Source organism: Phreatobacter stygius (assembly GCF_005144885.1).
In the GTDB taxonomy this organism is placed as follows: Bacteria; Pseudomonadota; Alphaproteobacteria; order Rhizobiales; family Phreatobacteraceae; genus Phreatobacter; species Phreatobacter stygius.
This window is the reverse complement of record NZ_CP039690.1, coordinates 1,887,556-1,909,027: the sequence shown is the minus strand read 5'-3', so window position 1 is coordinate 1,909,027 and position 21,472 is coordinate 1,887,556. Positions and strand designations below refer to the sequence as shown.

The 21,472-nt window shown below is 66.2% G+C and carries 23 protein-coding genes; 12 read left to right on the top strand and 11 right to left on the bottom strand.

Going from position 1 to position 21,472, the window contains the following annotated elements; all coding sequences use genetic code 11:
• Window positions 1-46: 46 nt before the first annotated feature.
• Window positions 47-1,060 carry an ABC transporter substrate-binding protein gene (locus E8M01_RS08750; RefSeq protein WP_136959775.1) on the bottom strand — a complete coding sequence of 338 codons (1,014 nt, stop codon included), beginning with the start codon at window positions 1,058-1,060 and terminating at the stop codon, window positions 47-49.
• Window positions 1,061-1,178: 118 nt separating this feature from the next.
• Entirely contained in the window at window positions 1,179-2,330 is a 1,152-nt protein-coding gene (locus E8M01_RS08745) for an iron-containing alcohol dehydrogenase (protein ID WP_136959774.1), read from the bottom strand.
• Window positions 2,331-2,445: 115 nt separating this feature from the next.
• On the opposite strand from E8M01_RS08745, the gene E8M01_RS08740 reads away from it, so the two are divergent.
• The 3 genes from E8M01_RS08740 to E8M01_RS08730 are packed head-to-tail and all read left to right on the top strand — an operon-like array spanning window position 2,446 to window position 4,178.
• A complete protein-coding gene (locus E8M01_RS08740; RefSeq protein ID WP_136959773.1) occupies window positions 2,446-2,919 on the top strand; it encodes an Lrp/AsnC family transcriptional regulator in 474 nt (157 codons plus the stop codon).
• Window positions 2,920-2,977: 58 nt separating this feature from the next.
• The gene (locus tag E8M01_RS08735; RefSeq protein WP_136959772.1) at window positions 2,978-3,367 is read left to right on the top strand and encodes a RidA family protein; all 390 of its coding nucleotides are present in this window, start codon (window positions 2,978-2,980) and stop codon (window positions 3,365-3,367) included.
• A 4-nt stretch (window positions 3,368-3,371) separates the two neighbouring features.
• Complete coding sequence (locus E8M01_RS08730) at window positions 3,372-4,178, top strand: creatininase family protein (protein ID WP_136959771.1); 807 nt, start codon at window positions 3,372-3,374, stop codon at window positions 4,176-4,178.
• Window positions 4,179-4,190: 12 nt separating this feature from the next.
• On the opposite strand, the gene E8M01_RS08725 is transcribed toward E8M01_RS08730, so the two are convergent.
• From E8M01_RS08725 to E8M01_RS08715, 3 genes are all read right to left on the bottom strand, one after another.
• A complete protein-coding gene (locus tag E8M01_RS08725) occupies window positions 4,191-4,718 on the bottom strand; it encodes a DedA family protein (protein WP_136959770.1) in 528 nt (175 codons plus the stop codon).
• A 103-nt stretch (window positions 4,719-4,821) separates the two neighbouring features.
• Window positions 4,822-5,913 (bottom strand): transketolase family protein, encoded by a 1,092-nt coding sequence (locus E8M01_RS08720; protein WP_170181835.1) that lies wholly within the window; start codon window positions 5,911-5,913, stop codon window positions 4,822-4,824.
• Window positions 5,914-5,926: 13 nt separating this feature from the next.
• Entirely contained in the window at window positions 5,927-6,781 is an 855-nt protein-coding gene (locus tag E8M01_RS08715; protein WP_215908871.1) for a transketolase, read from the bottom strand.
• Between the two features lie 208 nt (window positions 6,782-6,989).
• Here E8M01_RS08715 and E8M01_RS08710 point away from each other — a divergent pair, with 208 nt between their 5' ends.
• Window positions 6,990-7,970, top strand: a complete 981-nt coding sequence (locus tag E8M01_RS08710) for a phosphoribosylaminoimidazolesuccinocarboxamide synthase (RefSeq protein WP_136959768.1) — start codon at window positions 6,990-6,992, stop codon at window positions 7,968-7,970.
• Between the two features lie 163 nt (window positions 7,971-8,133).
• Here E8M01_RS08710 and E8M01_RS08705 read toward each other — a convergent pair whose 3' ends face one another.
• The 3 genes from E8M01_RS08705 to E8M01_RS08695 all read right to left on the bottom strand — a co-directional run bounded on the left by E8M01_RS08705 (window position 8,134) and on the right by E8M01_RS08695 (window position 10,959).
• Entirely contained in the window at window positions 8,134-8,757 is a 624-nt protein-coding gene (locus tag E8M01_RS08705; RefSeq protein ID WP_136959767.1) for a 2,3-bisphosphoglycerate-dependent phosphoglycerate mutase, read from the bottom strand.
• Between the two features lie 16 nt (window positions 8,758-8,773).
• The gene (gene dapB, locus E8M01_RS08700; RefSeq protein WP_136959766.1) at window positions 8,774-9,589 is read right to left on the bottom strand and encodes a 4-hydroxy-tetrahydrodipicolinate reductase; all 816 of its coding nucleotides are present in this window, start codon (window positions 9,587-9,589) and stop codon (window positions 8,774-8,776) included.
• Window positions 9,590-9,723: 134 nt separating this feature from the next.
• Entirely contained in the window at window positions 9,724-10,959 is a 1,236-nt protein-coding gene (locus E8M01_RS08695) for a M20 family metallo-hydrolase (RefSeq protein ID WP_136959765.1), read from the bottom strand.
• Between the two features lie 181 nt (window positions 10,960-11,140).
• Between E8M01_RS08695 and E8M01_RS08690 the strand changes: the two genes are divergently transcribed.
• Together E8M01_RS08690 and E8M01_RS08685 are read left to right on the top strand one after the other, a co-directional pair.
• Window positions 11,141-11,785: a DUF1007 family protein gene (locus E8M01_RS08690; RefSeq protein ID WP_170181834.1), complete on the top strand. Its 645-nt coding sequence runs from the start codon at window positions 11,141-11,143 to the stop codon at window positions 11,783-11,785.
• A gap of 5 nt (window positions 11,786-11,790) precedes the next feature.
• A complete protein-coding gene (locus tag E8M01_RS08685; protein WP_136964522.1) occupies window positions 11,791-12,777 on the top strand; it encodes a nickel/cobalt transporter in 987 nt (328 codons plus the stop codon).
• A gap of 2 nt (window positions 12,778-12,779) precedes the next feature.
• On the opposite strand, the gene E8M01_RS08680 is transcribed toward E8M01_RS08685, so the two are convergent.
• The gene (locus E8M01_RS08680) at window positions 12,780-13,316 is read right to left on the bottom strand and encodes a GcrA family cell cycle regulator (RefSeq protein WP_136959763.1); all 537 of its coding nucleotides are present in this window, start codon (window positions 13,314-13,316) and stop codon (window positions 12,780-12,782) included.
• Between the two features lie 388 nt (window positions 13,317-13,704).
• Between E8M01_RS08680 and E8M01_RS08675 the strand changes: the two genes are divergently transcribed.
• The 3 genes from E8M01_RS08675 (at window position 13,705) to argF (ending at window position 16,982) form a co-directional block, all read left to right on the top strand.
• Window positions 13,705-14,748, top strand: coding sequence for an alpha/beta hydrolase family protein (locus tag E8M01_RS08675; protein WP_136959762.1), 1,044 nt, complete (start codon window positions 13,705-13,707; stop codon window positions 14,746-14,748).
• A gap of 78 nt (window positions 14,749-14,826) precedes the next feature.
• The gene (locus E8M01_RS08670) at window positions 14,827-16,023 is read left to right on the top strand and encodes an aspartate aminotransferase family protein (protein ID WP_136959761.1); all 1,197 of its coding nucleotides are present in this window, start codon (window positions 14,827-14,829) and stop codon (window positions 16,021-16,023) included.
• Window positions 16,020-16,982: an ornithine carbamoyltransferase gene (argF, locus tag E8M01_RS08665; protein WP_136959760.1), complete on the top strand. Its 963-nt coding sequence runs from the start codon at window positions 16,020-16,022 to the stop codon at window positions 16,980-16,982. The genes E8M01_RS08670 and argF overlap by 4 nt, the downstream gene beginning before the upstream one ends.
• A gap of 21 nt (window positions 16,983-17,003) precedes the next feature.
• Here argF and E8M01_RS08660 read toward each other — a convergent pair whose 3' ends face one another.
• Window positions 17,004-17,342 (bottom strand): NIPSNAP family protein, encoded by a 339-nt coding sequence (locus E8M01_RS08660; protein ID WP_136959759.1) that lies wholly within the window; start codon window positions 17,340-17,342, stop codon window positions 17,004-17,006.
• A 215-nt stretch (window positions 17,343-17,557) separates the two neighbouring features.
• Here E8M01_RS08660 and leuC point away from each other — a divergent pair, with 215 nt between their 5' ends.
• Together leuC and E8M01_RS08650 are read left to right on the top strand one after the other, a co-directional pair.
• A complete protein-coding gene (gene leuC / locus E8M01_RS08655; protein WP_136959758.1) occupies window positions 17,558-18,967 on the top strand; it encodes a 3-isopropylmalate dehydratase large subunit in 1,410 nt (469 codons plus the stop codon).
• A gap of 3 nt (window positions 18,968-18,970) precedes the next feature.
• On the top strand, window positions 18,971-19,801 hold the full coding sequence (locus E8M01_RS08650; RefSeq protein WP_136959757.1) for a hypothetical protein: 831 nt from the start codon (window positions 18,971-18,973) through the stop codon (window positions 19,799-19,801).
• Here E8M01_RS08650 and E8M01_RS08645 read toward each other — a convergent pair.
• Window positions 19,785-20,321, bottom strand: a complete 537-nt coding sequence (locus E8M01_RS08645; protein WP_246088649.1) for a sigma-70 family RNA polymerase sigma factor — start codon at window positions 20,319-20,321, stop codon at window positions 19,785-19,787. The genes E8M01_RS08650 and E8M01_RS08645 overlap by 17 nt on opposite strands.
• A 408-nt stretch (window positions 20,322-20,729) precedes the next feature.
• Here E8M01_RS08645 and E8M01_RS08640 point away from each other — a divergent pair, with 408 nt between their 5' ends.
• Window positions 20,730-21,308: an invasion associated locus B family protein gene (locus E8M01_RS08640; protein WP_246088648.1), complete on the top strand. Its 579-nt coding sequence runs from the start codon at window positions 20,730-20,732 to the stop codon at window positions 21,306-21,308.
• The last annotated feature ends 164 nt before the right edge of the window (window positions 21,309-21,472 follow it).

Below are 21,472 nucleotides of genomic sequence, written 5' to 3'. Positions count from 1 at the left end.
CACGAACGAAAGCCGGTCCTCGAGGCCGGCTTTTTGCTGCCGGCATCTAGAGCGCCTTTCTGAGTTCGCGGCCGAGGCCCCGGTTGACGAAACGCGGGTCGAAGGCCTGACGCCAGTCGAGCGTCGGCCTGGCGATGCCGGATTTGACCAGCTTGTCGAAGAAGCCCTTCACCCGCGCCTCTGTCACGGTGCCGATGCCGAGCGTCAGGCTGTCGCCGGAATCGACAATGCCGTGCTCGCGCATCCGCGCCAGCGCATAGGCGATCTTGCCGTCATCCATGTCCGGGTTGGCGCGCTTGATCAGGCCATTGGCCGCGGAATTGTCGCCATAGACATAGTTGTACCAGCCGATGATCGAGGCCTCGACGAAACGCTGCACGGTGGAGGCACGCTCGGTCAGCATGGCGCGGCGGATCTCGATCGTGCTGCCATAAGGGTCGAAGCCCTGGTCGGCGAGCAGGAAGACCTTCGGCGTGAAGCCCGCGGACCGCTCGATCGCATAGGGCTCGGAGGTCAGATAGCCCTGCATGGCCGACCGCTTGTCGGCCAGGAACGGCTGCGCGTTGAACGTATAGGGCTTGAGCTGTTCGTCGCGAAAACCGTGCTCGGCCTTCATCCATTGCCAGAAGGTGGCAACGCCGGCCTGCGAAATGAAGATGGTCGGCAGCCGCTTCAGGTCGGCGAAGCTCTCGATGCCTTGGCCGGGATGGGCGATCAGCACCTGCGGCTCTTTCTGGAACAGCGCCGCGACCACGGTCGTCGGCACGTTCTGATCGACCGCGGCAAAGGCCTGGATCATGTTGCCGCCCATGTAGAAATCGAGCCGGCCGGCGGCGAGCAACAGGCGGTTATTGACCTGCGGGCCGCCGGGAACCACCGTCACCTCGAGGCCGTGGGCGCGATAGGTGCCGTCGGCGACCGCCTGGTAGAAACCGCCATGTTCGGCCTGGGCGACCCAGTTGGTGCCAAAACTGACCGGCTCCAGCGCCTGTCCCAGGGCAGCGCGGCCCGGCAGCGCCGTGGCGGCGAGACCCAGGAGAAAGCGGCGGCGGTTGGCCATGCTGTCGAGCCTCCGTCAGGGCTTCGGTCGACGACCGGCAAGCCCAACCGGCATAGCGCTCGATATTGCGTCGCACAAGAGCGCCGATCGCCGCGCCGGCATCGTCACGGCGCGGCGCTCACCAGGCCTCGCGGTAGATCGCCAGCGCATCGGCCTCGGTGACCGGCCGCGGGTTGTTGACCAGCAGCCGGGTCTGTTTCATCGCGTCCGCCGCCAGCATTGCGAGATCGGCCTCGGGCACTTTCACGTCGCGCAGGCGCGGCTGAAGTCCGAGTTCCAGCGACAGCCCCGCCATGCGGTCGGCGAAAGCATCCGCCGCGGCGGCGAGCGGCAGCCCGGCTAGGTCCGGGAACAAGATCGGCGCCAGCTCGCCATAACCGGTGGCCGCGGCCGGCGCATTGAAGCGCAGCACATAGGGCAGGACCAGCGCGTTGGTCAGGCCGTGGGGCAGGTGATAATGGCCGCCGAGCGGATAGGCCAGCGCATGGACGGCGGCCACCGGCGAGTTGGCGAAAGCCTGGCCGGCGAGCATGGCGCCGGTGAGCATGTCGGCACGCGCGGCGCGGTCCGATCCGGTCTTGACCGCGGTGCGGATGGCGCCGCCAAGCAGGCGCAGCGCCTCTCGTGCCAGCGCCCGCGACAGCGGATTGTTGTTGGGGCTGGCCGAGGTATAGGCCTCGATGGCGTGGACCATGGCGTCGATGCCGGTGGCCGCCGTGACATGCGGCGGCACCGACAGTGTCAGGTCGGGATCGAGCAGAGCGATATCCGGCAGGATCGCCGGCGAGACCACGCCCATCTTGGTGTGAGCGCCGGTGGTGATGATCGAGATCGGAGTGACCTCCGAACCGGTGCCGGCGGTGGTCGGCACCAGGATCAGCGGCAGGCGCGGGCCCTTGGCATTGCCGACCCCATAGATGCCGGCGAGCTCCTCCTTCTCCAGCGCCAGCAGCGCGACCAGCTTGGCGACGTCCATGGGCGAGCCGCCGCCGAAGCCGACGACGCCCTGGACCTTGGCTTCGACCGCCATGGCGACCGCCTTCAGCACGATGGCCTCGGGCGGGTCGGCCACCACCTCGTCGAACACGAAGGCCTCGCAGCCAGCCGCCTCGAGGCTTTTCAGCGCATGGTCCAGCAGGCCGGAGGCGATGATGCCCTTGTCGGTGACGACCGCGACCCTTGTGCCCATGGTCCGGGTCGCGAGCGTGCCGAGCTCGGCGATCGCGCCGGCACCGGAAACGATTGATTTGGCCGTATTGAAGGTGAACATGGGTGGTTCTCCAAATTCCTGCCCGGCGCCTCGGCCGCTCGCTAAGAGCCGATTGACCGGCTAAATCGAAAACCGTCAAGCCGCCCGCATGCCCGAACCCGAGGGATCAAGCCGAATGGACGATACAGATCGCCGCATCCTCACCGTCCTGCAGACCGACGCGTCGCTGTCGATCGCCGAGATCGCCTCGCGGGCCGGGCTGTCGACGACGCCGGCCTGGAAGCGCATCCAGAAGCTGGAGGCCGAGGGCATCATCCGCGGCCGTGTGGCCTTGCTCGATCCGAAGAAGCTCGGCCTCGGCCTGACGGTTTTCGTCTCGGTGGAAACCTCGGATCATTCGGAGGCCTGGCTCGCCCGTTTTGCCGAACTGGTCTCGGCCATGCCCGAGGTGATGGAGTTTTACCGCATGGCCGGCGATGTCGATTACATGCTGCGGGTCGTGGTCGCCGACATGGATGCCTATGACGGCTTCTATAAGCGGCTGATCGCCCAGGCGCCGTTGAAAAATGTCACCTCGCGCTTCGCCATGGAGCGAATCAAGCAGACCACCGCCTTGCCGCTCAATGTCCGGCCGACGCCGGACAAGTAAGGCCGAGGCTCCCGACTTTCGCCGTTGTCCAGGCAACCAGAGACGCTACGATCCCCTCATGCTCGACAAGCGCACCCCCGCGGCGATGCCCGCGCCTTTCGCCAAATATTCCCATGCGGTGATCGTGCCGGCCGGCACCCGCATGCTGTTCTGCTCCGGCCAGCTCGGTGTCAGTGCCGATGGGACGATCCCCGAGGATGCCGGGGCACAGGCCGACCTCTGCTTCACGGCAATCGGCCATATGCTCGAGGATGCCGGCATGGGCTTTGCCGATATCGTCAGGATCAATGCCTTCGTCACCGATCGCGCTCATATGGCCGGCTACATGGCGTCGCGCGACCGGCACATGCCGAACCCGCCGCCGGCCTCCACCTTGATGATCGTCACCGGCTTCACCCGGCCGGAGTTCAAGGTCGAGGTCGAGATCGTCGCGGCCAAGGTGGACTGATCAGATGCTGCCGAAACAGCTCTGGGCCGAGATGACCACCGAGGAGTTCCGCATGGCGGACACCTCGCGCTGGATCGCCGTGCTGCCGATCGCGGCGGTCGAGCAGCATGGGCCGCATTTGCCCGTACTGGTCGATACCGCGATCGCCGAGGGCAATGTCCAGGCGGTGCGCCGGATCCTGCCGGAGCACCTGCCGGTGACCTTCCTGCCGACGATGTGGGCCGGCAAGTCGAACGAGCACATCCAGTTTCCCGGCACGATCACGCTCAGCGCCGAGACCCAGATCCGCTTGCTCACCGAGATCGGCGACAGCGTGGCGCGGGCCGGCGTGAAGAAGCTGGTCATCGCCAATTCCCACGGCGGCAATGTCGCGGCCATGGATATCGTCACGCGCGACCTGAGGGTGCGCCACGGCATGCTCGCGGTGCAGGTGTCCTGGCATCGGCTGGGCGCGCCGGAAGGGCTGTTCTCGGCCGAGGAGACCCAGCACGGCATTCACGCCGGCGAGGTCGAGACCTCGCAGATGCTGCATTTCCGGCCCGATCTCGTGCAGATGGACAAGGCGCGCGATTTCGTCTCGGCGGCGGTGGCGATGGAACAGGCCTACCGCCATCTGCGCGCCATCACCCCGGTCGGCTTCGGCTGGATGAGCGAGGATCTCTCGACCGCCGGCGCGATCGGCAATGCTGCCGCGGCGAACGCCGAGAACGGCCGGCTGGCGACCGAGTTCACCGCCGCGGCCTTTGTCGCCCTGCTCGATGATGTCGACCGGTTTCCGGTCGACAAGCTCGGCACCGGGACGACCGTCTGAGGCCGGCGCGGCTCAGCCGAACCAGTGCAGATAGCGGCCAAGGAAATTGCCCGGCGCCAGAAGGGCTGCGGCCCAGATGAAGGCCGAGACGACATTGGCGACCTGGAATTTCACCTGCGGCATGTTGACGATGCCGGCGACCAGCGGCACCGAGGCGCGCAAGGGCCCGGAGAAGCGGCCAAAGAAGATCGCCCAGACGCCCCATTTTTCGAAGAAGGCATGCCCCTTCGGCAGCATTTCCGGATATTTCGACAGCGGCCAGACATTGCCGATGCTGTCCTTGAAATAACGGCCGAACCAATAGGAGATCCAGTCGCCGGCAGCCGCCCCCAGCGAGGCGGCGATCAGGATCGGCCAGAACGGGATGCCGCCGGCGCCGATCAGCGGGCCGAAGGCGACGATCATGGCCCAGGCCGGCACGATCAGCGACAGAACGGCGATCGATTCGGCGAAGGTCAGCGCGAAGATGATGGCGGGCGCCCAGGCCTGGTTGGCTTTGACGAATTCGATGATAGGGCCGGCATAGCTCTGGAGGTCCATAGAGATCTCACGACGACAGGTCAGCGACCCAAGACGATCGCAGGTTGCCGGTCAAGCGTTTCGGTCTCACGCCGTTGTCGCAGCGCGCCGGCGCCATTTCGTTTCAGGCCGTCGGCCGAGCCGCGTCCAGCGCCTTGCGCACCGCCGCGGCCACGCCTTCGCCGTCGAGCCCGTAGTGGCGATAGAGATGGGTCGGCGGTCCGAGCACCGAATAGGCGTCGGGCATGCCGACCTTGGTCAGCCTCACGCCCAGACCCTCGTCGACGATCACCTCGGCCACCGCCGCGCCGAAACCGCCTGTCACATTGGCCTCCTCGGCCGAGATGATCGGGCCGCGCCTGGCGGCGGCGCGGATCGGCTCGCGGTCGATCGGGCGGATCGAATACATGTCGACAACGGTCAGCCCGATGCCTTCGCGGGCAAGGATATCGTGGGCGTCGAGGCTCGCCTTGACCAGGTTGCCAATGGCCAGAACCGTGGCGTGCCGGCCCTCGCGCAGCGTGTTCGAGCCGCCGATCCGGAAGTCGAAGGGGCTGTCATAAACGACCGCCTCGCGGCCCCGGCCGGCGCGGAAATAGATCGGCGCGGGGTGTTTGATTTGGCTGCGCAAGGCCGAGGTCAGGGCAGTGCCGTCGCACGGCGCCATCAAGATCAGGTTGGGGATGGCGCGCAAGGCCCCGATATCCTCGCAGCAATGATGGCTGGTGCCGTAAAAGCCCATGGCGATGCCGGAATGGGTGCCGACCATCTTCACCGGCAGATGGGTGTAGCAAATGTCGTTGCGGATATTCTCGACGCCCATCAGCGCCAGGAAGAACGAATAATTCGAGATGACCGGCGTCAGCCCCATGGTGGCGAGGCCGGCGGCGGCCCCGATCATGTTGCGTTCGGCAATGCCGAAATTGAAATAGCGCTCCGGATAGGCCTTGCCGAAATCGATCACCTGGGTCGGCCGGCCAAGGTCGGCGGTGCAGACCACGATGTCGTCATGGCCTTCGCCGGCGAGCTCGATCAGGGTCTTGCCGGTGGTGAGCTGGCGCGACAGGCCAAGCGACACGACCATGTCCCAGGACCGCTCGTCGAAATCATCGGTGACGGTCGATTCCGTGAGGTCGATGGTCTGTTTCAGCTCGGCCGACATATAGGCCATGCCGGGAGCCGGCGGATGGGCACGGTATTTGTTGGTCTGGCTCATGATCTCGTTTCCCTCAGCCGATGTCGCCGGCGTCGATCTCGGCATAGGCGCGGGCGATGTCCTTCGGGCCGAGGAAGCCGAGGTGCCACTGCCAGGTGCCTTCCATGAAGGAGACGCCCTTGCCGGCAACCGTATAGGCGAGCACGCAGGTCGGCTTGCCGTTCGGCGCGTTGAGCGCCCGGTTCAAGGCATCGAAGGTCTGGTCGATGTCGTGGCCATCCTCGAGCACGACGACATTCCAGCCGAAGGCCTGCCACTTGTCCTTCAGCGGCTCGGAGCGCAGCGTCTCCTGCGCCACGCCATCGGAGCCGGCGCCGTTGATGTCGACAATGCCGACGAGGTTGTCGAGCCGGTAATGGGACGCGGCCATGGCGGCTTCCCAGATCTGGCCCTCGTTCTGTTCACCGTCGCCCATCAGGCAGACGGCGCGCGCCGGCGATTTGTTCAGCCGGGCGCCGAGCGCCATGCCGACCGAGACCGACAGATTGTGGCCAATGGAGCCGGAGGAGAAGTCGATGCCGGGCGTCTTCTTCATCTCCGGGTGATCGCCGAGCGGCGAGCCCATGCGCGAATAGCTGTCGAGCCAGGCCTCAGGAAAGAAGCCCTGGTCGGCGAGCACCGGGAACAGGCCGATGGCCGCGTGGCCCTTGCCCATGGTGAAGCGGTCGCGGTCGGCCCATTTCGGCCGGCCCGGGTCGACATGCAGGAGCTGGTAGTAGAGCACCGCGACGATCTCAGCCATCGAGAAAGCCGAGCCATAGTGGCCGGAGCCGCAGATGTCGGTGAGCCGGACGGTTTCCCGGCGGATCAGCCTGGCCTTGTCCTTGACCAGCTCTTTCGGGACATTCTTCACCGCGCGCGACGGCATGGCTTCCTCTCCGCTTCGTTTTTTTAAATCGATTTAGATGAGGCTAGCAGCCGATCCGCGCGGCGGCAAGACCCGGCGCGAACCGGCACGGGATGGTCGACGCCGGCGACCGCGCCGGTTAAAGACAGGTTCGCCGGGCGGCCATGGAAAATGGGCGGAACGCGCGGCGGATATCATCCATGACCGGCATGGACGAGGAGACAGGACCATGGATGTGACGGCTCTGAAGGCGCATGCCGGCCAGGTGCTCAATGACGCGACGATCGCCGAACTGCCGAACCATTATCGGGGCAAGGTGCGCGACAATTACGACCTCGCCGACGGCAGCCGCATCATCATCGCGACCGATCGGATCAGCGCCTTCGACCGGATCCTGGCGGCCATCCCGTTCAAGGGCGAGGTGCTGACCCAGACGGCGCGCTACTGGTTCGAGCAGACCCGCGACATCTGTCCCAATCACGTCATTGCCTATCCCGATCCCAATGTCGTGGTCGGGCAGCGGCTGGACATCCTGCCGGTCGAGATCGTGGTGCGTGACTATCTCGCCGGCACCACCGCGACCTCTATCCTGACCCTCTACAAGGCGGGCCAGCGGCAGATGTATGGTGTGACGCTGCCTGACGGCCTGAAGGCGAACCAGCGCCTGCCGCAGCCGATCATCACGCCGACCTCCAAGGCTTTCGACGGCGGCCATGACGAGCCGCTGACGCCCGACGAGATCCTGGCCCAGGGGCTGCTGACACCGGCGCAATGGCGGACCCTGTCCGACTATGCCTTCGCGCTGTTCGCCCGGGGCCAGAAGCTCGCCGCCGAGCGCGGCCTGATCCTGGTCGACACCAAATATGAATTCGGCACGGCACCGGATGGCAGCATCGTGCTCGCCGACGAGATCCATACGCCGGATTCGAGCCGCTATTGGCGCCAGGCGAGCTACCAGGATCGCTTCGCCCATGGCGAGAAGCCGGAGAGCTTCGACAAGGATTTCGTGCGCAACTGGGTGGTCGCGCGCTGCGATCCCTACAAGGACGCGATCCCTGATATCCCGCAGGATGTCATCCTGGCGACTGCCGCGGTCTATATCGAGGCTTTTGAAACCATCACCGGACAGGTCTTCGACCCGTCCAAAAATATCGGCCCGGTGCTGCACCGGATCCGCCGCAATCTCGCCGGCTATATGGCGGCCGGCTAGCAAGTTCGCGCCGGCGATCGGGACCGCCATGATCGGCAATGCCGGCCACGACCTGACGATTGCCGAGGTCGTGCACGTCAACACGGCCATGCCGGATTTTCTGAAGGCGGCCTGAACCCGGCGCTCGCGCAAGGCGATCGCCGGGGCGGGGCCTCGGCGGGGCTCAGCCCTCCAGGATCTGCTTGGTCGCAACCGTCGTGTCGGCATTCAGCCGGTAGACCAGCGGCACGCCGGTCTTCAGCTCCATCGACGGAATGGTTTCGGCATCCAGGCCGTCGAGCACCATGACCAGGGCGCGCAGCGAATTGCCGTGAGCGGCCACCAGCACGCGCTCGCCGCGCATGGCGCGCGGCAGGATCTCGCCGACATAATAGGGCAGCACGCGTGCCACCGTGTCCTTCAGGCTTTCGCCGGCCGGCGGCGGCACGTCATAGGAGCGGCGCCAGATATGGACCTGTTCAGCGCCGTATTTCTCGGCGGTCTCGGCCTTGTTGAGGCCGGAGAGGTCGCCATAGTCGCGCTCGTTCAGGCGCCAGTCCTTGATCGTGGCAAGGTTCGGCTGGCCGATCTCTTCGAGCATCAGTTCGCAGGTGTGCTGGGCACGCCCCAGCGCCGAGGTGAAGGCGATGTCGAAGCCAATGCCGAGCGCCTTGAGCTGGCGGCCGGCGCGGCGGGCTTCGTCGACGCCTTTCGGCGTCAGCCCGGGGTCCTTCCAGCCGGTGAACAGGTTCTTCAAATTCCATTCGCTCTCGCCGTGGCGGGTGAGCACGAGAAGCCGTTCAGTCATAAGGGGATCCTGGTTCTCAGACGTCGGAAAGGCCGAGCACGTCGGCCATGGAATAGAGCCCGGCGGGCCGGTTGCGCGCCCAGAGCGCGGCTTTCAGCGCACCCCGGGCGAACAAGGCCCGGTCTTCGGCAATATGGGTCAGGCTGATGCGTTCGGTCGGACCGGCGAAGGTGACCGTGTGCTCGCCAATGACGGTGCCGCCGCGCAGCGCGGCAAAGCCGATGGCGCCGCGCCTGCGGGCGCCGGTCTGGCCGTCACGGCCGCGCTCGGAATGGTCGGCGAGGGCGATCTTGCGGCCTTGCGCCGCGGCGCCGCCAAGCAGCAGCGCGGTGCCGGAGGGAGCGTCGATCTTGCGGTTGTGATGCATCTCGACGACCTCGATATCGAAGTCCTCGTCGAGCGCCTGGGCGGCTTTCTTGACCAGCGCGGCGAGCAGGTTGACGCCAAGCGAGAAATTGCCCGACTTGACGATGGTCGCGGTGCCGCCGGAGGAGGCGATGGCGTCATCCTCGGCCGGGCTGAAGCCGGTGGTGCCGACAATATGCACCTTGCGGTGCTTGGCGGCGAGGCCGGCGAAATGGACCGAAACGCCGGGAATGGTGAAATCGACCAGGCCGTCGGCTGCCGCCAGCGCCGCCTCGGCATCCGAGGTGATCTGCACCAGCGCCCGCCCGGCGCCGGCGATCAGGCCGGCATCCTCGCCGAGCGCCACATGGCCCGATGGTTCCAGCGCGCCGGTCAGTTTCAGGCCCGGCATTTCCTGGACCAGGCGGATCAGCACGCGGCCCATGTGACCGGCGGCTCCAGCGACGACCAGGCGCATCTCGGACATGGCTTCCTCTCGGGGCTCGGGCCTTTGGGCTCGCACTCTCGGGTTCGGACGGCAGTACGGCTTGCCGCGCGGTCTAGCAGCGACGCCGACCAATGAAAAGCGGCGCGCCCGAGCGCCGCTCCTCGCCGCCGTCGTCAGGTTCGTGCGTCATAGGCGAGCACGGCCTCGAGCAGCACCTGCGCGCCATGGGCGCAGTCCTCGAGGGTCGAGCTCTCCGCCTCATTGTGCGACAGGCCTTCCTTGCAGGGTACGAAGATCATCGAGGTCGGGCAGACACGGGCGACATACATGGCGTCGTGGCCGGCGCCCGAGGTGATCTCGCGCGCTTCCAGGCCAAGCTTCTCGGTGGCGCCGCGCACCATGGCGATGCAGGTCTTGTCGAACGGCGTGGCCGGCGAATCCTGCAGCGGCTTGATCTCATGGGCGCCGAAATGGCGGGCGGCCGCCTCGGCAATGGCGATCTTCGCCTTGGTCACCATGACCGCCAGTTCGTCGTCGCTCGGGTTGCGCATGTCGAGGGTGAAGCGGACCTCGCCCGGGATGATGTTGGGCGAGCCCGGATGGGCCGAGACGATGCCAATGGTGGCGAGGCCGTTGGGCGCATGGTCGAGCGCGATCTGGCGAATGGCGGTCGCGGCTTCGGCGAAGGCGGCCAACGCGTCGCGCCGGTAGGGCATGGGCGTGGTGCCGGCGTGGCTCTCGCGCGCGGTGATGCTGACATTGAACCACTTGATGCCCTGGATGCCGGTGACTATGCCGATGGTCTTGGCTTCTTCCTCCAGGATCGGGCCCTGCTCGATATGCAGCTCGAAATAGGCCTGGAAGCCGAGCGCACCGGGCTTGTCCTTGCCGCGATAGCCGATGGCGTCGAGCGCCTCGCCTTGGGTGATGCCGTCGCCGTCCTTGAAGGCATCCATTTCGGCCTGGCTATAGGCTCCGGCATAGACCGCCGAGCCGACCATCGAGGGGGAGAAGCGCGCGCCCTCCTCATTGGTCCAGTTGACCAGGGCGACCGGCGCATGGGTCTCGAAGCCGGCATGATGCAGCGTCTTGAGCACTTCCAGGCCGCCCAGCACGCCCAGCACGCCGTCGAATTTGCCGCCGGTCGGCTGGGTATCGAGATGGCTGCCCATGGCGATCGGCTTCCTGGTATTGTCCTTGCCCGGCCGGATCGCCACCATGTTGCCGGCGGTGTCGAGATGCACAGTGCAGCCGAGCGCCTCGCATTCCGTCCTGAACCAGTCGCGCACGCGCCGGTCCTCGTCGGACAGTGTCAGGCGCCGGATGCCGCCTTTCGGCGTGCCACCGATGGCGGCGGTTTCCATCAGCATGTCCCAGAGCCGGCGGCCGTCGATGGTAAGGTTGCTCATGGGGTCTCCGGTCAGGCGTTGATCACAGGGGCGCGACCATTTCACCGCGACCCCCCTCAAGGCAAGTGCCGCAGGCAAAAGCCCGCCATGCACGTTTCGTTAACCATGATGCTCGCCTTATCTTGGCCGCCTTCGCCGCCTTTGAGTGATGGCGTTTTCTTCAAGTCCCAAGGACCTTGCCGTGCCGCGCTTCCGGCTGCCACTCGTGATCGGCGTCTTCGCTGCCTGTTGGGTGGCGCAGCCCGCCATGGCGCATCCGCATGTGCAAGTGCAGACCGAGACCCGCATGGTCTTCGATGCCCAGGGCCAGACCGTCGCCGTGGAGCAGATCTGGACCTTCGACGAGATGTATTCGTCCTTCGCGATCCAGGGGCTCGATACCAACCGCGACGGCACCTACTCGCGCGAGGAGCTCGCCGAGCTGACCAAGATCAATATCGAGAACCTCGGCGAGCAGAAATATTTCACCGTGCTGCGCCATGAGCGCCGCTTCGTCTCCTTCGGCGCGGTGCGCGACGCCTGGTCCGAGGTGCGCGGCGGCAAACTCACCCTGCATTTCACCGTGCCGGTGGCGACGCCGTTCAGGCCTGGCGGCAAGCCGCTGGTGGTCGAGGTCTATGATCCCGAATATTTCGTCGCCTTCGAGCCGGCCGATGGCGAGCCGATGCGCCTCGTCGATGCGCCGCAGGGCTGCAAGCTCGACTACACGCCGCCGCGCAGCGCCGGTGCTGCGGCCAACCTGTCCGAGAGTTTCTTCCAGTCGCTCAATGCCAGCGCCAATTTCGGCCAGCAATTCGCCGGCCGCTACACGGTGAACTGCCCGTGAGCGACATGCGTCTGGCCGGCCGCGTGATGCTCGCCGTCGCGCTGGCGCTCGCCGCGGCGGTGGTCCTGGTGCCGCTGCTCATCGACCCGGCGCTCGCCCAGTCGCCGCCGTCGGCCTTTGGCGGGCCGGCGCGCGCGCCGACCGCTTCCGGCTTCTTCGCGGTGATCATCGAGCAGCAGGCGATGTTCTACCGCCAGCTCTCCGGCGCGGTCCGGGCGATCCGGACCGGTGACCGGGGCGCCTTCGCGACCCTGGTCGGCCTGTCCTTTCTCTATGGCATCTTCCACGCCGCCGGGCCCGGCCACGGCAAGGCGGTGATCTCGTCCTATATCGTCGCCACCGGCGAGACGGTCCGGCGCGGCATCACGCTGGCTGCGCTCTCGTCGATCGTGCAGGCGGTGACCGCGATCTCGCTGGTCGGTGTGCTGGCGCTGGTGCTCGGCACCACGGCCCGTACCATGGGCCGGGTCGTCGATTGGATCGAGATCGTCGCCTATGGCCTGATCGTGCTGATCGGGCTGCGCCTTTTATGGGCCAAGGGTAAGGCCTTCGCCGCGCGCTTTGCTTCCTGGCGGTCCGGCCGGCCGGTGGCCGGCATGGCCTGCGACGACGGCTGCGCCCATTTGCCGGCGGCCGAGCAGGTGGCGCGTGCCCATTCCTGGCGCGAGACCCTGGCCATCGTTTTGGGCGTCGGCCTGAGGCCCTGTACCGGTGCGGTGCTGGTGCTGGTCTTCGCCATGGCGCAGGGCATCGTCTATGCCGGCGTCGTCTCGGCCTTCGCCATGGCGATCGGCACGGCGATCACGGTGGCGGCCATCGCAACACTGGCGGCCGGCGCCAAGGGCCTGGCGGTCCGGCTAGCCGCCGCGCGAACCGGCTTGACCACCGTCGTGCTCAGCGCGGCGGAGGTCGCCGCCGCAGTGATCGTGGTCCTGTTCGGCGCCGGTCTCCTGACCGGTTATCTGGTCATGGAACGGACCATGCCTTTCTAACGTTAGCGCGCGACGGCCGTCTTGCTGCGGTCGCGCCGCCGGTCGGCGACCGGCTGGTAGGCGATGCGGCAGTGATAGGCGCAATAGGGCAGGCCGGTATTCGACCGCGCGCCGCAATAACGGAAGTCTTCCTTGCCGGGATCGCCGATCGGCCAGCGGCAGGAATATTCCTTCAGCTCCATGATCGTGCAGCGCTCGCCCATCGGCACGACATTGTCGATTTCCGGCAGCGGCGCGAGGTCGAGATCCGGGCTCGACGAGGGCATCGCATGGGGCTTCAGCGCGAGATTGCCGCGCGAGGCTGGCATTGACGGACGCGGCGGAGCCGAAGGGGTCGCACGCGGCGGCTTGCGCGGGCGCGGCGTCGAGGACGACGGTGCCTTGGCCCGGCCGGAGAGGCCGAGGCGATGGACCTTGCCGATGACGGCGTTGCGGGTGACCGAACCGAGTTCTCCGGCGATCTGGCTGGCGCTCAGGCCGTCGTTCCACAATTTCTTCAAGAGCTCGACCCGTTCGTCGGTCCACTGCAGTTGCTGCATCTGGTCGTCTCCTCCTGGGTTGAGCATCGCGTACGGCTTGAATCCCTCGGCCCACGCCAACTCAAAAGAGTTGCCGCTGGAATGCCTTTACTCGGGAGATCAGGTCCGCCGCACGAGATGTCGTATGCCGACGCCCGGACATTACGCTACTCGTTGAATCTCATGCAAGAGTCTGGGGAATCGGCGACCCGTTTTCCCCAAAAGCTTCGCCGCGACCGGAAATTCATCCACAAGGTGTTAATGTCGATTCAGAAGTCAGAGTCATAACAAGACCTTACTTTCGCGGCGGCATGCCGGTTATCGGTTGAAACGGGCCTCCGCAGCCGGTCGTTGCGGGTCGGCGCGTTGCGTCATCCTTCGCGACTGTTGCAAAAATGTCGGTGTCGCCATGGCGGAAAACCGGTCCATCGATGTCAGCTTCCGGGGCTCCGGCGGCACCGCACTCGCCGGCACCCTGCAGCTTCCAGCCGGCGCCGACGGGCGTCGCGTGCCGGCCGTGCTGCTGGTCCAGGGCAGCGGCCCGACCGATCGCGACGGCAACCAGCCGCCGGCCCTGATCACCGATCTCCTCCAGCAGATTGCCGGGACGCTTGCCGGCTTCGGCATCGCCAGCCTGCGTTATGACAAGCGCGGCATGCACGCCAATGCCGCGAGCCTGCCGCGCGATCCGGAGGCGCTGGCGGAATTCGTTCGCTGGCGGCATTTCGTCGAGGATGCGGCGGCGGCATTCCGCGCGCTCAAGAGCCGGCCTGAGATCGACCCCGCGCGTGCCGGCCTGTTCGGTCATAGCGAAGGCGGGTTGATCGGCCTCGCCATGGCCGCCCGGCCGGGCGGCGATGCGGTGCCGGCCGCGCTGGTTCTGGCCGCGACGCCGGGCCGGCCGTTGGGCGTGGTCCTGCGCGAGCAATTGGAACGGCTCGGCCGGTTGCAGGGCGCGCCCGACGCGATCCTGCAGCCGCTGCTCGACCAGAACGACCAGATCGTCGCGCGCCTCGAGGCGACCGGCGAGCTCATGCCCGACATTGCGCCGGGCCTGCGCGCACTCTACCCGCCTTATCTCAGGTTGTTCTGGCAGGCGGCCGCGGCGCTCGATCCGGTCGCGTTGGTCGCCGGATATGGCGGGCCGGTCCTGGTGCTGGCGGGCGGGGAGGATTCCCAGGTCTCGCCCGATCGTGACGCGCTGGCTCTCGGAGCCGCCCTGGCGCGCCGGTCCTTGCCGGTCAACGCCTATGCCATCGGCATCGTGCCCGGCGTCAGCCACAACCTGAAACCGGTTTCCCGGCCCGGCGACCCGGGCTTTGCCGGGCCGGTCGCGGAGGCCGTCACGACCGTGTTGCATGGCTGGTTTACCGGGCTGGGCTGGGCCTCGCCGTCTTTGCAGGTAGCCGGTCAGCAGGGCAGGCGGTCGCCATCTTCCTTGACATTCCGCTGATCTGTCCTAGCTTTCCGCCGTGCCGCCCTTCGGGGCGGCCGTTTTCTTTGCGCCATGGAGTCCTTGGAGGAGATCGAAGTGATTACGCCTTTGATGCCGAACTATGCACGGTCCGAACTCGCCTTCGAGCGGGGTGAAGGGTGCTGGCTGGTGACGGCGGGCGGGCGACGAGTCCTCGATTTCGGCTCCGGTATCGCGGTCAATGTGCTCGGTCACGCCCATCCCCACCTGGTGGAGGCGTTGACCGAACAGGCCAAGAAACTGTGGCATGTCTCGAACCTGCATCAGATCCCCGATGGCGAGCGGCTGGCCCGCCGGCTGGTCGAGGCGACTTTTGCCGATTCCGTGATGTTCTGTAATTCCGGCGCCGAGGCCAATGAAGGCGCCATCAAGATGGCGCGCAAATATCACGCGTCGCGCGGCGAGCCGAACCGCTTCCGGGTGATCACCTTCGAAGGTGCTTTCCATGGCCGCACACTGGCGACCATCGCCGCCGGCGGGCAGAAGAAATACCTGGAAGGCTTCGGCCCGAAGGTCGAGGGCTTCGACCAGGTGCCGTTCGGCGACCACGACGCACTGAAGGCGGCGATCGGCCCGGATACCGCGGCGCTGATGATCGAGCCGATCCAGGGCGAGGGCGGGCTGCGCGTCGTGCCGAACGAGGAGCTGCGCTACCTGCGCGAGCTTTGCGATCAGCACGGGCTCCTGCTGATCCTCGACGAGGTGCAGTCCGGCATGGGCCGCACCGGCAAGCTGTTCGCCCATGAATGGGCGGGCATCACGCCCGATATCATGTCGATCGCCAAGGGCATTGGCGGGGGCTTCCCGCTCGGCGCCGTGCTGGCGGTGGAAAAATGCGCGGCGGTGTTCACGCCGGGCACGCATGGCACGACCTTCGGCGGCAATCCGCTCGGCATGGCGGTCGGCAATGCCGTGCTCGACGTGGTGCTGGCGCCGGGCTTCCTGGAAAACGTCCAGCGGGTGTCGCTGGTGTTCAAGCAGAAGCTTGCCGGCCTGATCGACGGGCACCCCAAGGTGTTCGAGGAGGTCCGCGGCTTCGGCCTGCTGACCGGCATCAAATGCGCCTTGCCGAACGGCGACGTCACCAATGCGCTGCGCGACGAGGGGCTGCTGGTGGTGCCGGCGGGCGACAACGTCATCCGTCTCATCCCGCCGCTGATCGTATCGGAGGAAGAGATCGGCCTGGCGGTCGACAAGCTCGAAAAGGCCGCGCGCCTGATCGAGGCGTCCCTGGTCAAGGGAGCCGCCGAGTGACCACTCAGCCCAAGACGGCAACCGCTGGGGGCGATCGGCCCGCAGCGGACCGGCCGAAGCATTTCATCGATCTCAGCGATTTCGCCGGGACAGAGCTGAGGGCGATCCTCACCCGGGCGCGCGACCTGAAGCGCGTGCGGCGGACGCCCAAGGCCGACAAGCCGCTCGCCGGCAAGGTGCTCGCGATGATCTTCGAGCGGCCGTCGACCCGCACCCGCGTGTCGTTCGACGTCGGCATGCGCGAACTCGGCGGCGAGACGATCATGCTGACCGGCGCCGAGATGCAGCTTGGTCGCGGCGAGACCATTGCCGACACCGCACGCGTGCTGTCGCGTTATGTCGACGCCATCATGATCCGCATGCTCGACCACAATGCGGTGAAGGAACTTGCCGACGCCGCCAGCGTGCCGGTGATCAACGGCCTCACCAAGATGTCGCATCCGTGCCAGATCATGGCCGACATCCTGACCTTCGAGGAGCACCGCGGCTCGATCCGCGGCAAGACGATCGCCTGGGCGGGCGACGCCAACAATGTGCTGGGCTCCTGGATTCAGGCGGCTTCGCGTTTCGGCTTCAAGCTGAACATCGCGACGCCCGAGGAACTGGCGCCGCGCCGGGAGCTGATCGCTGCGGCCCAGCGCGAGGGCGCGGAGGTGACCTGGTCATCCGATCCCTATCACGCCGTGGAAGGCGTCGACTGCATCGTCACCGATTGCTGGGTGTCGATGGGCGACGAGGATGCCGGCCGCCGGCACAACCTGCTGAAGGCCTACCAGGTCAACAAGCAATTGATGACGGCGGCGAAATCGGATGCCCTGTTCATGCATTGCCTGCCGGCGCATCGCGGCGAGGAAGTCACCGACGAGGTGATGGACGGACCGCAATCGGTGGTGTTCGACGAGGCCGAAAACCGGCTGCACGCGCAAAAGGGCGTGCTGGCCTGGTGTTTCGACGCCTGAGTGCTCGGCAAGCCCGGCCGTTCAGGCCGGGCGACCGGGAACCGGGGAATAGTCGGTCAGCCGCAAGATGCGGTCTTCGACCGCGCCGACCAGGCTGCCGTGCTCGGCCGATGTCCGCCGCTTGATCTCGGCCCATTCTTCGTCAGCCATGAAAGCCGCCCAGGCGCCGGTCTTGGTCTCCTCGTCCGGCCAGCGCAGAATGTAGATGAATTCGATCCGGTCGGCGCCGGCGCTCTCCCACATGGCGACGATGTCGAAGCCGTACCGGCTCATGATCCGTGCCGCGTGGTCGCGAAAACGGGCATGGAAGGCCGGCTTGTTGTGCGGGAAGATCTCGTAGATGCGCAGTTGATGGATCATCGTGCGGTCCCATGTCGCGTGCCGTCACCTCCGCGACATCTAGTGATGGCCGCGAGGGAACGCCATCTATCGGGGACGGATATGGCAATCTTGCGCGTGGCGACCGGCCATTTCGATCATGGCACTCTGCCATGCAGGAGGTTTGCGCCTCTTCTCACAAAACGAATTCAACGATATGAGACCAGCCACGTTGGAATGATCGTAAGAGGTCCGCCATGACCAAGGCCCGCACGTTGTACGACAAGATCTGGGACGACCATGTCGTCGACCAGCAGGACGATGGCACCTGCCTGCTCTATATTGACCGGCACCTGGTCCATGAAGTGACCAGCCCGCAAGCCTTCGAGGGCCTGCGCAATACCGGCCGCAAGGTGCGCGCGCCGCAGAAGACGCTCGCCGTCGTCGACCACAACGTGCCGACCACCAGCGATCGCGTCCTCGGCATCAAGGACGAGGAAAGCCGCCTGCAGGTCGAGGCGCTCGCCCAGAACGCCGCCGAGTTCGGCATCGAATATTACGACGCGGCCGACATCCGGCAGGGCATCGTCCATGTCATCGGGCCGGAGCAGGGCTTCACCTTGCCCGGCACGACCATCGTCTGCGGCGACAGCCACACCTCCACCCATGGCGCCTTCGGTGCGCTGGCCCATGGCATCGGCACCTCGGAGGTCGAGCATGTGCTGGCCACCCAGACGCTGATCCAGAAGAAGGCCAAGAACATGCTCGTCCGGGTCGACGGGCAGTTGAAGGACGGGGTCACGGCAAAAGACATCATCCTCGCCATCATCGGCGAGATCGGCACGGCCGGCGGCACCGGCTCGGTCATCGAATATGCGGGCGAAGCCATTCGCGCCATTTCGATGGAAGGCCGCATGACCATCTGCAACATGTCGATCGAGGGCGGCGCCCGCGCCGGCCTGATCGCGCCGGACGAGAAGACCTATGCCTATCTGAAGGGCCGGCCGAAATCGCCGAAGGGCATGGCCTGGGACATGGCGGTCAAATATTGGGACGCGCTCTATACCGACGAGGGCGCGCATTTCGACCATACCGTGGTGCTGGATGCGGCCAACCTGCCGCCGATCGTCACCTGGGGCACCAGCCCCGAGGATGTCATCTCGATCTCCGGCGTGGTGCCGAACCCGGACGAGATTGAGGACGAGAACAAGCGCCTCTCCAAGTGGCGTGCGCTCGACTATATGGGCCTGAAGCCGGGCACGAAGATCACCGACATCCGTCCGGAAAAGGTGTTCATCGGCTCCTGCACCAATTCGCGCATCGAGGATCTGCGCGAGGTTGCCCGCATCGTCAAGGACCGCAAGGTCGCCGCGTCCGTCTCGGCGATGATCGTGCCGGGCTCGGGCCTGGTGAAGGAACAGGCCGAGCAGGAAGGCCTCGACAAGATCTTCCTCGCCGCCGGTTTCGAATGGCGCGAGGCGGGTTGCTCGATGTGCCTGGCGATGAACCCGGACAAGCTGAAGCCCGGCGAGCGCTGCGCCTCGACCTCGAACCGCAATTTCGAGGGGCGCCAGGGCTATAAGGGACGCACCCATCTCGTCTCGCCGATCATGGCGGCGGCCGCCGCCATCGAGGGCCATTTCGTGGATGTCCGCCACTGGGGGTGATGGGTGGCGACACCCGAGAGCGACAACCGAAGCGATCGCCTGGTCCGGTGGGCCCGCTGGCTCACCGGCATCTGGCTGGCTTTGGGGGGGCTGGTCGCCTTCCTCAAAAGGGACACGCTCGCAGGCCTGGCACTGAATGACATCGGCGACGCGCTTGCCGGGCTTTGCGCGCCCATCGCCTTTCTCTGGCTGGTGATCACCGCGCTGTTGCAGAAGTTCGAGCTGGAGGCGCAGCGCGCCGAGCTGAAGCAGAACCGCGAGGCGCTGCTCCTGCAGGTCCAGCAGCTCAACAATTCGGTCGAGCAGCAGGCGGCGCAGACCCAGATCATGAAAGACGAGTATGAGCGCTCCTTGCAGGCGTCGCTCAACTCGCAGCTCCGCCGGATCCTGATCGACGACCATTCCTGGTACATGTCGGAATTGTCCAATCTGGGCGCCCGGACGCTTGGTTTTGTCGAGACCGGCGGCGCGGTGACGCTGAGCCACGATTTTTCCAATGTCAGCGCCAAGCTCCTGGCCGAGAACCGGATCTCCGAGGCGATCATCGGCATCGATGCCGAGCTCGACGCGATCGCCGGCCTGTTCGACGGAGCGGGGCGTCGTTACGATCCGGCGACGCTGGCGCTGATGGGGGCGCTGTCATCCATTGTTCAGGCGTTCCACCACTCGCTCGCAGCCGCCGTCCAAAGCCATGACGGGTTTCAGCGCAATGCCGTCGCAGCGGCGGATTACGAGTTGGGTGTCAATGCGCGGACCAGCCGTCTTGCCGCGCTCCACGACCGGCTCGTGCGCGACACCGCTGCCGTCGCGGCCGCGGTCACGCCTCCTGCCTGATCCCGCTCGCTTCGAGCGTCCGGCGCAACCGCGTGAAAGCGAGCCGGATGCGGCTCTTGACGGTGCCCAGCGGCAAATGGAGCTGGCCGGCGATCTCGGAATGCGACATGCCCTCAAAAAAGGCGAGACGAACCAGCGAGAGTTGCTCTTCGGGCAGATGCGCAAGCGCCGCACGGACGGTTTCCTCGCGGTGGGCGAGCGAGATGGCGTCGTCCATGTCGGGTTCGGCTGACGGCATCAGCATGGGCTCGTTGATGTCGATGCAGTCGCTCCGATCGCGTCGGAGCACGTCGATCCGGCGGTTGCGCGCCACCCGGTAGAGCCAGGTGGCAACCGACGACTTCGACCGGTCGAACAGCGAAGCCTTGTGCCAGAGCGTGGTCATGGCTTCCTGGGTCAGCTCCTCGGCGGTCGCCGGGTCGGCGCCAAGCCGCATGAGATGAGCAATGAGCCGCGGCGCGAAGTGGTCGAACAGGGCACTGAAGGCCTGTCGGTCGCGCTTGCGAGCTACCGCATCCACTAAGTCCGCCAGTTGGTCACGCGATACCAAGGACCTACCCTCACGCAGACGAGAGGCTCCTCACCCCCGAGCACAACCAAACCTAGCATAAAGACCGCATGCCGCGGGAGGTATGATAGTATATGGTTTGTTAACATGGTTACATGTGGCGGTCGCGATTCGACGCCACGGCCTGCGTCCCGAGCCGTTTCGGTGCGCCAGACGGGCTTTGCCATTGTCTTGCCCGGATTGGCTGGTGAGTACCACACTCCAGAAGCGAGACGCCGCTTCGTCACCTGCCTGTCGCGCGCCTTTCACATGGATCTACCTCATCCTTTACCCCATCTTTACCGTGATCTTCGAAAGCTACGGGAATATGGGGCGGAACCGATCCTGCCCGGTGCCCAACGAACCCGTAGAGTCAATGCGATGCTGCGCTCCACCCCTTTCCTGATGATCCTGGCTCTCTCGGCCGCCGCTGTTGCCACGGTGACCGCGGCGCAAGCGCAGCAGCGAGCGCCCGATGGCGGCCGTGCGGCCACGGCGCAGGCTGCCCGTCCGGCCGCCGGCGGCCAGCAGGGCGCGGCGGTTGCCCAGTTCGGCGATTGGGGGGTGTTCACCTCGTCCACCCAGCGCGGCAAGGTCTGCTACGCCGCCTCGCAGCCGAAGACGCGCGCACCGGCCAATCTGCAGCGCGACCCGGCCTTCTTCTTCATCACCTCGCGTCCCGGCGAGAATGTCCGCAACGAGATTTCGCTGACCCTCGGCTTTGCGCTGCGCGGCGATGCCACGGTGGCGGTCGGGCCGACCAGTTTCGCCATGTGGACCCAGGAGAAGGGCGCTTGGGTCAAGAACGCGGCGGAGGAGGGTCGGATGATCACGACCATGCGCTCCGGCTCGCAGCTGACGGTCCGCTCGACCTCACAGCGCGGCAATGTCACCACCGATACCTATTCGCTCACCGGCCTCGGCCAGGCGCTCGATCGGGTCGCGCAGGAATGCCGCTGACGCATTGAACCCAGGCTTCGGCGCCGGGTCCTGTCGAAAGGCTGCCTTTGGGCGGCCTTTCGTGTTATAGGCGCCGCTAACGCGTTCTCCGGCTTCGCGGAAGCGGAGCGATGCAGCAACCCATTCCACCATGGCATGTCCCGCGGGCGAACCGGTGCCGATGT